This is a genomic window from Polynucleobacter sp. HIN9 (assembly GCF_030297635.1).
In the GTDB taxonomy this organism is placed as follows: domain Bacteria; phylum Pseudomonadota; class Gammaproteobacteria; order Burkholderiales; family Burkholderiaceae; genus Polynucleobacter.
Genome location: NZ_AP028140.1, coordinates 502704 through 515551 on the forward strand (window position 1 = coordinate 502704; position 12848 = coordinate 515551).

The following is a 12848-nucleotide window of genomic DNA, read 5'->3' on the forward strand; positions in this document are numbered from 1 at the left end:
TTACAGTAGTAACTATGAACCATTGCATTCTTTGCAAAGACGAGGGCGGGCATCTAGTATGGCGCGGTGATGATGCGCGCGTTGTTCTGGTCGATGCTCCCGATTTGCCTGGCTATTGCCGGGTGATTTGGAATCGACATACTGCTGAGATGAGTGAGCTATCACGAGTTGAGCGAGAAATCTTGCTGGCCTTGGTGGACGTGGTTGAGTTTGCAGTCCGCCGTGTGATGCGACCCCAAAAAATAAACCTAGCCTCATTGGGTAATCAAGTTCCCCATCTTCATTGGCATGTGATCCCCCGTTTTGCCGATGATCCATATTTTCCAGAGTCAATTTGGTCTTCAAGGCAGCGCGATACAGCTGAAGCTGTACTGAAGTCGCGACGTGAGCTTGCTAAGGGAGTTCCAGAAGCGATCCGATCAGGTATTGCTGACTTATCTTAAGCGTTGGTAGCCCCAGGCTTGATGAAAGCCGTGGGCGTCTAGTAAATCTTCCTGATGAAAGCCTGCCTGGCGCGCGAGCGATTGATATTCAGAGGGACTCAAAGGAAAGTCATTGGCTCGCACATGCTCAGTAATGCGGGCACGTTCGATGGAGCTGATTGCTACCCAATCATTTTCAATCATGCATAAATATTGATCAAGATAATCATCTCGACTTTGTCGATCATTGCGCATTACATCGATCAACACAAACGACCCCGACTGTTTTAAGACTCGAAAGCATTCCTTAAAAAGAGCCAGCTTGGATTGATCATTCAAATGATGAATGGCATAACTTGAAAATACTAAATCCAGGGCACAGTCCGGTATTTGACGAAGTTGCTCAAGCATATCCAGACAATTTAATTCCAATTGCGAAGACCAGGGTGCCAAATTAGTTTTAGCAAGCTGTAGCGCTGGTTGTGAAAGATCGCATGCTATGTAGCGCGAGATTTGATTATGCTTAAAAAGTGTTTGACTGAGAGTGGCGTCTCCACAACCAAGATCTACAAGGGATATTGGTCGATCAATTGCCTGAATCAGCCGTTGACTGGCATCAACCAATTCGTGATGAAACATGTAGTTATGCTCAAGTAGTTTTTGATATGTCGCCCAATTGGAGCGAAATAAAGTGATTGGGTCAGATTCAGACGCTTGATTCATTGAAAACCTAGAGTAATTTTCGGATCGATTCAATATATGCATGCGCATCGAGAGCCTGACTATTTCGCTGTGATTCCCAAAGTGCCCGACCTAGGCATTCCATGATTTGGTGTTGGGCCTCATGCTCGGAATCTAATTTTCGACTAAGTTGCTCAGCTACCAACTTGATTCCTGGGGGCTGATCAATTGAAATCTGCTCGCTAATCGATAGGTGCATCGATAAATGCAAAAAAGGGTTGGTTTGCCCTTGTTCGGGCGTGAATTCATGAGAGAGCACTTCATTGCTTGTCAAAATAGCGTGGTACTCAGGGTGAAGCTTGATCCATGAGCAGGCCATCATCTCCAGGGGCGTTAATACACCCCCAGATAACTCTTTTTGCCATGCCCCGCAAAAGAATTGTCGAACCTCATCACGGCTTGGGTTAAACAGTGCCACGTATTCTTCCTTGATTGGTTTTATATCGATAGGAGCATAAAGGCTCGACGATGCATTGCGCGCAATCTGGATTGCGAGCTTTGCATACATAGCGGCCGTGCAAAATCAGCCAATGATGAGCATCCATGAGGTAGTCCTTCGGAATCCGTTTCATGAGTTTTTTTTCAACTTCAATGACATTTTTACCAGGGGCAAGACCTGTCCGATTGGATACTCGGAAAATATGAGTATCTACCGCAATCGTTGGTTCCCCAAATGCCGTATTGAGGATCACATTGGCGGTTTTGCGCCCAACCCCAGGAAGTGCCTCAAGGTCAGATCGGTTTCTGGGTACTTCACCACCATGGCGCTCAAGCAGGATTCGACAGGTCTCCTGTAAATGTTTACCTTTTGTTCGATACAGTCCAATATGTTGAATATAAGGACGTACCCCTTCTTCGCCGAGCTCTAGGATGGCTCTAGGAGTATTGGCGACTACGAATAATCGACGAGTTCCCTTATTCACCGATACATCGGTTGCTTGCGCAGATAGTAAGACCGCAGTTAATAGTTCGAATGGCGAGCTGTATTCGAGTTCAGTAGTCGGCTTTGGATTATTTGCCTTCAATTGCTCAAAAAAGGCAATGCGCTGCTCAAGATTCATGATGTTGATGAGCCTGATTGCTTTACTCGTGCAATGGCTGCAGCAATAATCGCCCGTTTCCGTTTGATTTCATCGAGTTGTGCTTGGCTAGTGGCTTCATTTTGATCCAGTGCAGCCAATTTAGCTTTGGCTTTAGTGGCCAATCGCTCTTGCTGATCACGCTCTTCACGTCCTAATCGATTTAAATGCGACTCATAGCGAGCTCTCGCAAGATCGGCTTGGGCGGCTGACCAGGCATTCCAGCCGGTTTGTTCACCCGTTACATTGAGCATGTGAATGCAATCGACTGGGCAAGGGGCAACACATAAATCGCAGCCTGTACACCACTCGGGAAGAACGGTATGCATTTGTTTGGACGCGCCAACGATAGCATCGACGGGACATGCCTGGATACAGAGTGTGCAGCCAATGCAGGCTTTCGGATCAATCCAAGCGACAGGGCGGGGACGCTCAACCCCGCACTCTGGGTTAATGGTGCGGGTCTCATCATCCAAGGGGTAATTCAGGATTTGGCTAAGACGAATAATTCCCTCGACACCGCCCGGGGGGCAACGATTGGGTTTTTCTCCCTCAGCGAGCGCCTCTGCGTAACCGCGGCAATCGGGGTAGCCGCACTTTGTGCATTGTGTTTGCGGAAGTGCGTCTTCGAGTAGGCCGGCCAGCTTGGTTGAGGGCATGGACTTTAAATCCGATGCAATTTAATTCGCGTCTTGATTGCTAGGATTCGATGAGTGGTGAGCCCGAATAAATTGCTGGATGCGGGGATAGACCTTATTGCGCCAACGACTTCCAGAAAAAATACCGTAATGTCCGGCACCGCTTACTTCGTAATGCTCTTTCCTCGATTCCTCAATTCCCTTGCACAGTTTATGAGCCGCACGTGTTTGACCACTCCCAGAAATATCATCCATCTCGCCTTCGATCGTCAGTAAGGCTGACTCCTGAATATCTTGAGGTTTAACGAGCTCATTGCGTACCATCCAAGTTCCATTTGGTAGTGCATAGTCTTTGAAGACCGTACGTATGGTATCTAAGTAGTAGTGAGCATCCATATCCAGCACCGCGTTGTATTCGTCATAAAAACGGATATGGGCTTGCGCATCTTGTTCGTCACCACGTACTAAGTTTTGAAAATAATCCCAATGTGATTGCAGATGGTTGCTTGGGTTCATGGCAATAAAACCCATGTGCTGCAAGAACCCTGGATAAACTCGTCGCCCGACACCAGGATGGGGTGGCGGTACGTTATGAATCGTATTTGCCTCAAACCACTCAATCGATTTACTCATCGCTAGAGAGTTCACTGCGGTTGGTGATTTGCGTGCATCGATTGGTCCGCCCATCATCACCAGTGAGCGAGGTGTGCTCTCACCACGTGAAGCCATCAGAGATACAGCGCCCAGTACTGGTACGGTTGGTTGGCACACCGATATCACATGCAAGTTTTCAGCGCCAATGTGGCGAATGAAATCTTCAATGTAATGGACGTAATCATCTAGGCCGAATACACCTTGGTCATTTGGAACCATTCTGGCATCGATCCAGTCGGTGATATAGACCTTGTGATCTTGCAACATGGTGCGAACGGTATCGCGCAATAAGGTCGAGTGATGACCCGAGAGTGGGGCAACAATTAAAACAACAGGGTCTTGCTTCATTTTGGAGATGACTTCAATATCATCTGAAAACCGCTTGAAGCGAACCAAATTACAAAAAGGCTTGGCTAGAGCAGTAAATTCTTGGACAACCACTTCTTTGCCGTGTGCCTTGACACTCCGAATTCCAAACTCGGGTTTTTTATAGTCCTTGCCAAGACGGTGCAAGAGTTCATAACTGGCTGCTAGACGTTCGGCACCCGGCACCAGTGAGAGCGGGTTCGCGGGATTAACAAAAGTCTCAGCGGTCGTTTTAGCCCACTCTGTTAGGGGTTGCAATAATGCTTTTTGAAAATCATAGATTTGATAAAGCATTGAATACTCTCCAGAACCAGCAAAGATCTTATTTTGACATGAGAACCCGGGCAATTGCCTGAGCGACCCGATCTATATTTTTAGTATTTAAAGCAGCCACGCAAATGCGTCCCGTGGACAGAGCGTAAATGCCATCCTGTTCTTGGAGCTTGGCGACCTGGTCAGAGGTCAGCCCTGAGTAGGAGAACATTCCCCGTTGTGCTTCAATAAATGAAAAATCTTGCGATACGCCAGCTGCTGCCAATTTCTCTTTTAGGCCTTGACGCATGGATTTAATCCGATCGCGCATCTGGGCTAATTCATCTTCCCACATTTGACGCAGTTTTGGTGAGTTGAGAACCGTTGCCACAATCGCTGCACCATGCGTTGGTGGGTTTGAGTAATTGGTTCGAATCACGCGTTTGAGCTGCGACAGAACGCGGGCAGACTCTTCTTTGCTTTGTGTCACGATGGATAAAGCACCAACACGCTCACCATACAAAGAGAATGATTTGGAGAAAGAACTCGATACGAAGAAAGACATTCCCGAATCAGCAAACATGCGTACGGCAGCACCATCTTGTTCAATACCGTCCGCAAAGCCTTGGTAAGCAATATCAAGAAATGGAATTAACTGTTTTTGTTGGCAAATCGAAATAATTTTTTGCCATTGATCTTTGTTGAGATCCGCACCCGTTGGATTGTGACAGCAGGCATGAAGGATGACCAAGGTTTTCGCAGGAAAAGACTCCAGCGATTTCACCATGCCATCAAAGTTAACACCCCGTGTTTTTGGGTCAAAGTAGGTGTATTCCAAAACCTCGTATCCAGCAGCTTCAAAAATACCGCGATGGTTCTCCCAGCTTGGGGAGCTAATGGCTGCTTTTGCAGTAGGTTCAAGGCGTTTAACAAAATCTCCACCAACTCGGAGGGCTCCAGTGCCACCAAGGCACTCTGCAGTGACCACTCGCCCAGCCTGAATCAATGCTGAGTCTTTGCCAAAAAGTAAGTTCTGAACAGCTGAGTTATATGGATTGGGTCCTTCAATCGGAATGTAGGCACGAGGCGCTTCTTTGGCAACGACTTCTTTCTCCGCCTCCAGGACAGCGCGCAAGAGCGGAACTTTGCCTTCATCGGTGTAATAAACCCCTACACCTAAATTAACTTTGCCGGGCCTTTGGTCAGCGTTATAAGCCTCGGTTAGGCCAAAAATTGGATCTTTGGGAGCAAGCTGGACGGAAGAAAACAGATTCATGGTGGAAATTTCGATTAGTTGTTGTAAATCAGGCTCTTAGAAGCGGTTGGTATAAACGGAATAAAAACGGCAAAATTGAAGATTATTTATAAATTGCTAGGTAATTCATCCCTGGCCATAAATGATAGCCGAGATGCCAAAGCTCAATCCAAAATCGACCAGCAAAAAAAAGAACCCAGATCCGGTCGTTTTTACCGATTCTTCTGGAGTCGCAGAGGATGTTGTTCTACAGATTGAGGAGGCGACGACTCTGGATGAATCGAAGTTTGTTACCTTTCCAAATTCACCATATCAACTCTATCAACCATTTCCCCCCGCCGGTGATCAACCGACTGCGATTGATCAGTTATGCGAAGGACTTGAGGATGGATTGTTGTTTCAAACTCTATTAGGGGTTACCGGTTCGGGCAAAACATTCACCATGGCGAATGTCATTGCGAGAATGGGCCGGCCGGCCATTATCTTTGCGCCCAATAAAACTCTCGCAGCACAGTTGTATTCTGAGTTTCGGGAATTCTTCCCCAGAAATGCTGTTGAATATTTTGTGAGTTATTACGACTACTATCAACCAGAAGCTTACGTACCTCAGCGCGATCTGTTCATCGAAAAAGACTCATCAATTAATGAGCATATTGAACAGATGCGTTTATCGGCCACAAAAAGTTTATTAGAGCGTCGAGATGTGGTGATTGTGGCAACCGTATCGGCCATTTATGGCATTGGCAATCCAGGTGATTACCACAGCATGGTGTTGACCTTGCGACCCGGTGATAAATTAAGTCAACGCGATATCGTGACTCGATTGATTTCCATGCAGTATGAGCGCAATGAGATGGATTTTCAGCGAGGCATTTTTCGGGTCCGCGGCGATACGATCGATATTTTCCCGGCCGAGCATAATGAACTGGCGATTCGGGTTGAGCTATTTGATGACCAAGTTGAATCACTTCATTTCTTTGATCCATTAACCGGAAAGATTAAGCAAAAATTACCGCGTTTTACGGTGTATCCAAGCTCGCATTATGTAACCCCAAGAGAAACAGTTTTAAGAGCGATTGAAACTATTAAAGCTGAGTTACGGGAGCGTTTGGATGAGTTTGTTAAAGGGAATAAGTTAGTGGAGGCGCAGCGTTTAGAGCAGCGTACCCGTTTTGACCTGGAGATGCTCTCAGAGCTCGGCTTTTGTAAAGGGATTGAAAACTATTCACGACATTTATCGGGTGCAAAACCGGGTGAAGCGCCACCCACATTAGTTGATTACCTGCCAGATGATGCGCTCATGTTTTTAGATGAGAGCCATGTTTTGATTGGGCAATTGAATGGGATGTATAACGGGGACCGCTCTCGTAAACATACCTTGGTGGAGTACGGCTTTCGCTTACCATCGGCGATGGATAACCGACCGCTGAAATTTCCAGAGTTTGAGACGAAGATGCGCCAAGCAATTTTTGTCTCAGCAACTCCAGCCGATTATGAAAACCAAAAAACGGGCCAAGTGGTTGAGCAAGTCGTACGTCCTACAGGTCTGGTCGATCCTGAAATTGAGGTTCTACCCGCCAGCTCTCAGGTGGATGACTTACTGGGTCAAATTCATGAGCGTGTGAAAGCGGGTGAGCGCATATTGGTCACAGTGCTTACAAAGCGTATGGCCGAACAATTAACAGAATATTTGGCTGATAACGGCGTAAAAGTACGCTATGTTCACTCGGATATTGATACGGTTGAGCGTGTCGAGATTATTCGTGATTTACGTTTAGGTGTTTTTGATGTGTTAGTTGGTATCAATTTATTGCGCGAGGGTCTTGATATCCCCGAGGTATCTCTCGTCGCAATCTTGGATGCGGATAAAGAGGGATTTTTACGAGCAGAGCGGAGTTTGATTCAGACCATTGGAAGGGCGGCGCGAAATGTTCATGGCAAAGCGATTTTGTATGCCGACAAGATAACGGACTCCATGAAAAGAGCGATGGGGGAAACTGAGCGTCGCAGAAATAAGCAAATTGCGTTTAACTTGCAGCATGGCATTAAGCCCAAAGGTGTTCAGAAGCGAATCAAAGACATTATTGATGGCGTTTACGATGTTCAGGAAAAGCGCGCGGAGTTGCAAGTTGCGCAGCGTAAGGCCCAGTATGAGATGATGAGTGAGCGTGAGTTAGCGAGCGAAATTAATCGTCTCGAGAAGCAAATGATGGCTGAGGCCAAAAATCTCGAGTTTGAGAAGGCGGCCGCAACTCGAGACCAGATTGCTAAAATTAAGGAGTTGGCATTTGGAGCGCTTGCTAAAGATTCTATATAAATCAAGCGCTTATCGTTTTTATCCCCACATTACTCCTATGGCTTATTCCTGATAAAAATACTCGGGAATATGTTATACTTGAGTGGAATTGTCAGGTATTACCCCTCTGGCAATGGCTGTCCATATCAACCCACAACCAAGGTGATTTATGAGACTTACTACTAAAGGTCGTTTTGCTGTAACCGCGATGATTGACTTAGCCCTGCGCGAAGCGCATGGTCCCGTAACCCTAGCTGGAATTAGCCAGCGCCAGAAGATTTCGCTTTCGTATCTAGAGCAACTCTTTGGAAAATTGCGTCGCTTTAACATTGTTGAGAGTACTCGCGGTCCAGGTGGCGGCTATACATTAGCCCGCAAAGCCGAGGAGGTCAGTGTGGCCGACATCATTGTGGCTGTGGATGAGCCCTTAGACGCTACCCAGTGCGGCGGCAAGGGAAATTGCCATAGCGAGGAAGACACCCATAGTCGCTGTATGACCCATGACTTATGGACCAATTTGAACGCCAAGATGGTTGAGTATCTAGACTCGGTCACCTTACGCGATTTGGTCAAACAGCAAGAAAGCCGCGGAGTGGTGATTGCTGATATGCGCGAGAAAAAAGTGCGCGTTGAGCCTGCGAAGTTGAAAAAGCCCGCAGTCGCTGCAGTTGCTAAAAAAGAAGAGGCTCCTAAGCGGCCCTTAATTAATTCAGTATTCAATTTAGCAAGACAAGGTTAAGTATGAACGCTCCCATGAAGGCAGCTTTACAACCCGTTTCCATATATAGCCCCAAGCATTTCCCGGTCTATATGGATTACTCGGCGACGACGCCGATTGATCAGCGCGTGGTTGACAAAATGCTGCCTTATTTGCGGGAGCAATTTGGTAATGCAGCCTCCCGTAGCCATGCATTTGGATGGGCGGCCGAGGAAGCGGTCGAGGAAGCGCGGGTTGAGGTTGCTAAATTAGTTCATGCCGATCCTCGTGAGATCGTATGGACCAGTGGCGCAACCGAGAGTATTAATTTAGCGCTGAAGGGCGCAGCCCATTTCTACAAAGAAAAAGGCAAGCACATTATTACGGTGAAGACTGAGCATAAAGCGACCCTTGATACTTGTCGTGAGCTTGAACGCGAGGGATATGATGTTACCTACCTCGATGTCATGGAAAACGGTCTAATTGATTTTGCTCAGTTTGAGGCTGCTATTCGTCCAGACACCATCTTGGCATCGGTGATGTATGTCAATAACGAAATTGGAGTGATTCAAGACATTCCACGACTTGGCGAATTGTGCCGCTCGCGCGGAGTCATTTTTCATGTGGATGCTGCGCAAGCAACCGGCAAGGTTGAGATTGACTTAGAAAAGCTCAAAGTCGATCTGATGAGTTTCTCAGCACATAAGACTTATGGCCCCAAAGGGATTGGTGCTCTATATGTGCGACGCAAGCCCCGAGTGCGAATTGAAGCGCAGATTCATGGCGGCGGTCACGAGCGCGGAATGCGTTCGGGAACTTTACCTGTTCACCAAATTGTTGGCATGGGTGAGGCGTTCCGGATTGCTCGGATTGAGATGACTGAGGAAGCCGCGCGGATTCGCAAATTGCGTGATCGTTTGTTAGCTGGTTTAAAAGACATTGAAGAAGTTTATGTCAATGGTGATATGGATCACCGTGTTGCCCATAACCTCAATATCAGTTTTAACTATGTTGAAGGTGAATCGATGTTGATGGCATTAAAGGACATTGCGATCTCTTCTGGATCTGCTTGTACCTCAGCATCTTTAGAGCCTTCTTATGTATTGCGTGCATTGGGGCGTAACGATGAGCTTGCCCATAGTTCGATTCGTTTTACGATCGGTCGCTTTACCACCGAAGAAGAAGTAGATTTCACGATTGCGTTGGTCAAAGACAAGATTGCAAAATTGCGGGAACTTTCTCCCTTATGGGAAATGTACAAAGACGGCATTGATCTCAATACGATTCAATGGGCAGCGCATTAATGATGTTTGTTGTTCTAAACGAGGTAATTTGAAATGGCATATAGCGATAAAGTAATTGATCATTATGAAAACCCCCGAAATGTTGGCTCCTTTGCCAAGGGTGATGAGCAGGTTGGCACCGGAATGGTTGGTGCGCCCGCATGTGGTGATGTGATGAAATTGCAAATTCGCGTGAATGATCATGGTGTCATTGAAGATGCGAAATTCAAGACCTATGGTTGCGGTTCTGCGATTGCATCCTCCTCATTGGTGACCGAATGGGTAAAAGGTAAAACTCTTGATCAAGCTTTGGAGATTAAGAACTCCCAAATTGCTCAAGAGTTGTCATTGCCACCCGTGAAAATTCATTGTTCGATCTTGGCTGAGGATGCCATTAAGGCAGCAGTAAAAGATTACAAAGACAAGCATCCTGTTAAATAAAAACTACTATGCCCATCACCCTCACTGAAAAGGCCGCTAACCACGTCAACCGTAGTTTGCAAAAACGCGGTAAAGGCTGTGGTTTGCGTTTGGGCGTGCGCACCACTGGCTGCTCAGGCCTTGCCTATCAATTGGAATATGTTGATGAGGCCGCTCCAGAAGATCAAGTATTTGAATCCTATGGCATCAAGATTTTTGTTGATCCAAAGAGCCTGACCTATATCGACGGCACCGAGCTTGATTTTGTCCGCGAGGGCTTAAATGAAGGATTTAAGTTTCAGAATCCCAATGTGAAAGATGAGTGTGGTTGTGGCGAATCTTTCCGCGTCTGACAACTACTTCACTTTTTTTGGCCTCACTCCCCGATTCGTATTTGATACGTCGGCATTGGATCAGGCCTATTTAGCGATTCAAAAGGAAGTTCACCCCGATCGTCACGCCTCGGGGTCTGATGCCGAGCAACGCTTAGCGATGCAAATGGCGACTTATGCCAATAGCGCTTACCGAACCCTGAAAGACCCCATCGCGCGTGGCCTCTACCTCTGTCAGCTCCAGGGCGTTGAAGCTGATCTCGAGACTAATACTGCAATGCCAGCCCAGTTTCTCATGAAGCAAATGGAGTGGCGCGAAGCTTTGGATGACCATGCCGATGATTTGGAGGCTCTGGAGCAACTTGCAACTGAGGTTGAAGCCTCTCGTAGCGATTCATTACAGCAGCTTACCAATGCATTTGAGCAGTCCTCTTATTCCAAAGCGGTCGATATCTTGCGTGGCTTACTCTTTATCAACAAATTTGCTACCGAGCTCGATGATGCAATCGCGCAACTGGTCTAAGACAAACAAATATGGCTCTACTACAAATTGCTGAACCTGGAATGGCATTGGCGCCCCATGAGCGCAAGGTGGCCATTGGAATCGATTTAGGAACGACGAACTCCTTGGTTGCGGTCGTTCGTGATGCCTTACCAAAAGTCTTAACGGATGCTGCTGGTCAGGCTCTATTTCCCTCGGTGGTTCGGTATTTGCCAAATGGCAGAACGCAGGGTGGATTTGAGGCTTTAGAACATGTGATCGAGGATCCAAAAAATACGATTGTCTCAGTTAAGCGTTTCATGGGACGCGGTTTAAATGATTTCACGGGTCACGATTTCCCTTACACGTTCATCGATGAGCCAGGCATGGTTAAGTTACGAACTGCTGCAGGGGATAAAAGCCCGGTGGAGGTGAGCGCAGAGATCTTGGCGCGATTACGACAGTTAGCCGAAGATTCCGTACAGGATGAAATCGTCGGGGCGGTCATCACAGTTCCCGCTTATTTTGATGATGCCCAACGTCAAGCTACGAAAGACGCTGCTAAGCTTGCCGGGCTCCACGTCCTGCGGCTATTAAACGAGCCCACAGCGGCTGCGATTGCGTATGGCCTAGATAATGCCTCGGAAGGTATTTATGCCGTCTATGATCTTGGCGGCGGAACCTTTGATATTTCGATTCTGCGAATGAGTAAGGGCGTGTTTGAGGTTTTATCCACCGGTGGAGATTCTGCCTTGGGTGGTGATGACTTCGATCGATCGGTATATGACTGGGTTATTAATGAGGCTAAGCTGATAAGCCTTGAGCCTCAGGATCAGCGGGCGCTTCTGAGCGCAGCCAAGCGCGCCAAAGAAGAGTTAAGCAATGTGACCGAAACCCCTATTGAGCTCACGCTCACGAACGGACAGTCCATCTCCCTAATTCTGACTCGCGACAAGTTCGGAGCGCTTACAAAGCCATTGGTGGATAAGACTATGGTTTCGGTTCGTAAAGCACTGCGTGATGCTCAACTCCAAGTGGATGAAGTAAAGGGTGTCGTGATGGTTGGTGGCGCCACCCGTATGCCGCAAGTACAAGCAGCGGTTGGGGCATTTTTTAAGACTCAGCCCTTAAACAACCTTGATCCCGATCAGGTGGTTGCTCTTGGCGCAGCAATGCAGGCCGATCTTCTAGCGGGCAATCAAAGCAAGAACAATGAGTGGTTATTACTTGATGTTATCCCGCTATCCCTTGGTTTGGAAACCATGGGTGGACTCGTAGAAAAAATAATTCCGCGCAATACGCCAATTCCTGTTGCCAGGGCACAAGACTTCACGACCTTTAAAGATGGTCAGACCGGTTTATCGCTCCACATTGTGCAGGGGGAGCGCGAGGTCGTTGATGCTTGCCGGTCCCTAGGGCGATTTGAGCTCAAGGGTATTCCTCCGATGGTTGCTGGTGCTGCGCGTATTCGAGTGACATTCCAGGTCGACGCAGATGGACTTTTATCGGTGCATGCGATCGAGCAAAGCTCTGGGGTCCAGGCATCCATTGAAATCAAGCCATCCTATGGGCTAAGTGATTCTGAGATTGCCCGCATGCTGCAAGATGGATTCCAGGCCGCCGGGGATGATATGCGCGCTCGTGCATTACGTGAAGAGCAGGTGGAAGCAAGGCGCTTATTAGAGGCAGTAACTGTAGCACTGCAGGAGGATGGTGATCTGCTAACCGATGTCGAGCGTGCCCTGATTCGTAAGGAAATGACTCAGTTACAGACACTTTTAGAAGTGGAAACAAACAGTGATGTGTTGCGTAAAGCGATTGAAAAAGCCGCCAAGACTACCGATCCGTTTGCTGAAAAACGCATGAATGCCAGCATTCAGCGTGCACTGACTGGAAAAAATGTTGCTGAAATTTAACCCTTGAGATAAACGT

At 47.4% G+C, this 12848-nt stretch carries 14 protein-coding genes; 8 read left to right on the top strand and 6 right to left on the bottom strand.

The features are described from left to right. Positions 1-14 precede the first annotated feature (14 nt). Complete coding sequence (locus QUE62_RS02630; RefSeq protein ID WP_286262109.1) at positions 15-443, top strand: HIT family protein; 429 nt, start codon at positions 15-17, stop codon at positions 441-443. On the opposite strand, the gene QUE62_RS02635 is transcribed toward QUE62_RS02630, so the two are convergent. Genes QUE62_RS02635 through QUE62_RS02660 form a run of 6 tightly spaced genes read right to left on the bottom strand, consistent with a single transcriptional unit; the run spans position 435 to position 5428 of the window. Beyond that, positions 435-1193: a class I SAM-dependent methyltransferase gene (locus tag QUE62_RS02635; RefSeq protein WP_353506838.1), complete on the bottom strand. Its 759-nt coding sequence runs from the start codon at positions 1191-1193 to the stop codon at positions 435-437. The genes QUE62_RS02630 and QUE62_RS02635 overlap by 9 nt on opposite strands. Continuing rightward, the gene (locus QUE62_RS02640) at positions 1153-1575 is read right to left on the bottom strand and encodes a DUF1841 family protein (RefSeq protein WP_286262541.1); all 423 of its coding nucleotides are present in this window, start codon (positions 1573-1575) and stop codon (positions 1153-1155) included. Before QUE62_RS02640 ends, QUE62_RS02635 begins: the two co-directional genes overlap by 41 nt. Further along, positions 1568-2224, bottom strand: a complete 657-nt coding sequence (gene nth / locus QUE62_RS02645) for an endonuclease III (RefSeq protein ID WP_286262114.1) — start codon at positions 2222-2224, stop codon at positions 1568-1570. Before nth ends, QUE62_RS02640 begins: the two co-directional genes overlap by 8 nt. Next, complete coding sequence (gene rsxB / locus QUE62_RS02650) at positions 2221-2901, bottom strand: electron transport complex subunit RsxB (RefSeq protein ID WP_286262116.1); 681 nt, start codon at positions 2899-2901, stop codon at positions 2221-2223. The genes nth and rsxB overlap by 4 nt, the downstream gene beginning before the upstream one ends. Before the next feature lie 21 nt (positions 2902-2922). After that, entirely contained in the window at positions 2923-4194 is a 1272-nt protein-coding gene (locus QUE62_RS02655; RefSeq protein WP_286224290.1) for a polyhydroxyalkanoate depolymerase, read from the bottom strand. Positions 4195-4222: 28 nt separating this feature from the next. Continuing rightward, a complete protein-coding gene (locus QUE62_RS02660) occupies positions 4223-5428 on the bottom strand; it encodes an amino acid aminotransferase (RefSeq protein ID WP_286262118.1) in 1206 nt (401 codons plus the stop codon). Between the two features lie 133 nt (positions 5429-5561). Here QUE62_RS02660 and uvrB point away from each other — a divergent pair, with 133 nt between their 5' ends. From uvrB to hscA, 7 genes are all read left to right on the top strand, one after another. Then, positions 5562-7724 carry an excinuclease ABC subunit UvrB gene (gene uvrB / locus QUE62_RS02665; protein WP_286262120.1) on the top strand — a complete coding sequence of 721 codons (2163 nt, stop codon included), beginning with the start codon at positions 5562-5564 and terminating at the stop codon, positions 7722-7724. A gap of 148 nt (positions 7725-7872) precedes the next feature. Next, complete coding sequence (iscR, locus tag QUE62_RS02670) at positions 7873-8442, top strand: Fe-S cluster assembly transcriptional regulator IscR (RefSeq protein WP_108508047.1); 570 nt, start codon at positions 7873-7875, stop codon at positions 8440-8442. 2 nt (positions 8443-8444) lie between these two features. Continuing rightward, on the top strand, positions 8445-9704 hold the full coding sequence (locus QUE62_RS02675) for an IscS subfamily cysteine desulfurase (protein WP_286224294.1): 1260 nt from the start codon (positions 8445-8447) through the stop codon (positions 9702-9704). A gap of 33 nt (positions 9705-9737) precedes the next feature. Beyond that, entirely contained in the window at positions 9738-10124 is a 387-nt protein-coding gene (gene iscU / locus QUE62_RS02680; protein ID WP_215371770.1) for a Fe-S cluster assembly scaffold IscU, read from the top strand. A gap of 8 nt (positions 10125-10132) precedes the next feature. Next, a complete protein-coding gene (gene iscA / locus QUE62_RS02685) occupies positions 10133-10456 on the top strand; it encodes an iron-sulfur cluster assembly protein IscA (protein WP_286224299.1) in 324 nt (107 codons plus the stop codon). Further along, positions 10434-10958 (top strand): Fe-S protein assembly co-chaperone HscB, encoded by a 525-nt coding sequence (gene hscB / locus QUE62_RS02690; protein WP_286224301.1) that lies wholly within the window; start codon positions 10434-10436, stop codon positions 10956-10958. Before iscA ends, hscB begins: the two co-directional genes overlap by 23 nt. Before the next feature lie 11 nt (positions 10959-10969). Next, positions 10970-12832: a Fe-S protein assembly chaperone HscA gene (gene hscA, locus QUE62_RS02695; RefSeq protein ID WP_286224302.1), complete on the top strand. Its 1863-nt coding sequence runs from the start codon at positions 10970-10972 to the stop codon at positions 12830-12832. Positions 12833-12848 lie beyond the last annotated feature (16 nt).

Bases quoted from the DNA above. Each gene is read 5' to 3' on its own strand.
- uvrB (WP_286262120.1), top strand. From the start codon at position 5,562: ATGCCAAAGCTCAATCCAAAATCGACCAGCAAAAAAAAGAACCCAGAT.
- QUE62_RS02630 (WP_286262109.1), top strand. From the start codon at position 15: ATGAACCATTGCATTCTTTGCAAAGACGAGGGCGGGCATCTAGTATGG.
- nth (WP_286262114.1), bottom strand. From the start codon at position 2,224: ATGAATCTTGAGCAGCGCATTGCCTTTTTTGAGCAATTGAAGGCAAAT.
- hscA (WP_286224302.1), top strand. From the start codon at position 10,970: ATGGCTCTACTACAAATTGCTGAACCTGGAATGGCATTGGCGCCCCAT.
- iscR (WP_108508047.1), top strand. From the start codon at position 7,873: ATGAGACTTACTACTAAAGGTCGTTTTGCTGTAACCGCGATGATTGAC.
- iscU (WP_215371770.1), top strand. From the start codon at position 9,738: ATGGCATATAGCGATAAAGTAATTGATCATTATGAAAACCCCCGAAAT.
- iscA (WP_286224299.1), top strand. From the start codon at position 10,133: ATGCCCATCACCCTCACTGAAAAGGCCGCTAACCACGTCAACCGTAGT.
- QUE62_RS02655 (WP_286224290.1), bottom strand. From the start codon at position 4,194: ATGCTTTATCAAATCTATGATTTTCAAAAAGCATTATTGCAACCCCTA.
- QUE62_RS02675 (WP_286224294.1), top strand. From the start codon at position 8,445: ATGAACGCTCCCATGAAGGCAGCTTTACAACCCGTTTCCATATATAGC.
- QUE62_RS02660 (WP_286262118.1), bottom strand. From the start codon at position 5,428: ATGAATCTGTTTTCTTCCGTCCAGCTTGCTCCCAAAGATCCAATTTTT.
- QUE62_RS02635 (WP_353506838.1), bottom strand. From the start codon at position 1,193: ATGCGCATGCATATATTGAATCGATCCGAAAATTACTCTAGGTTTTCA.
- rsxB (WP_286262116.1), bottom strand. From the start codon at position 2,901: ATGCCCTCAACCAAGCTGGCCGGCCTACTCGAAGACGCACTTCCGCAA.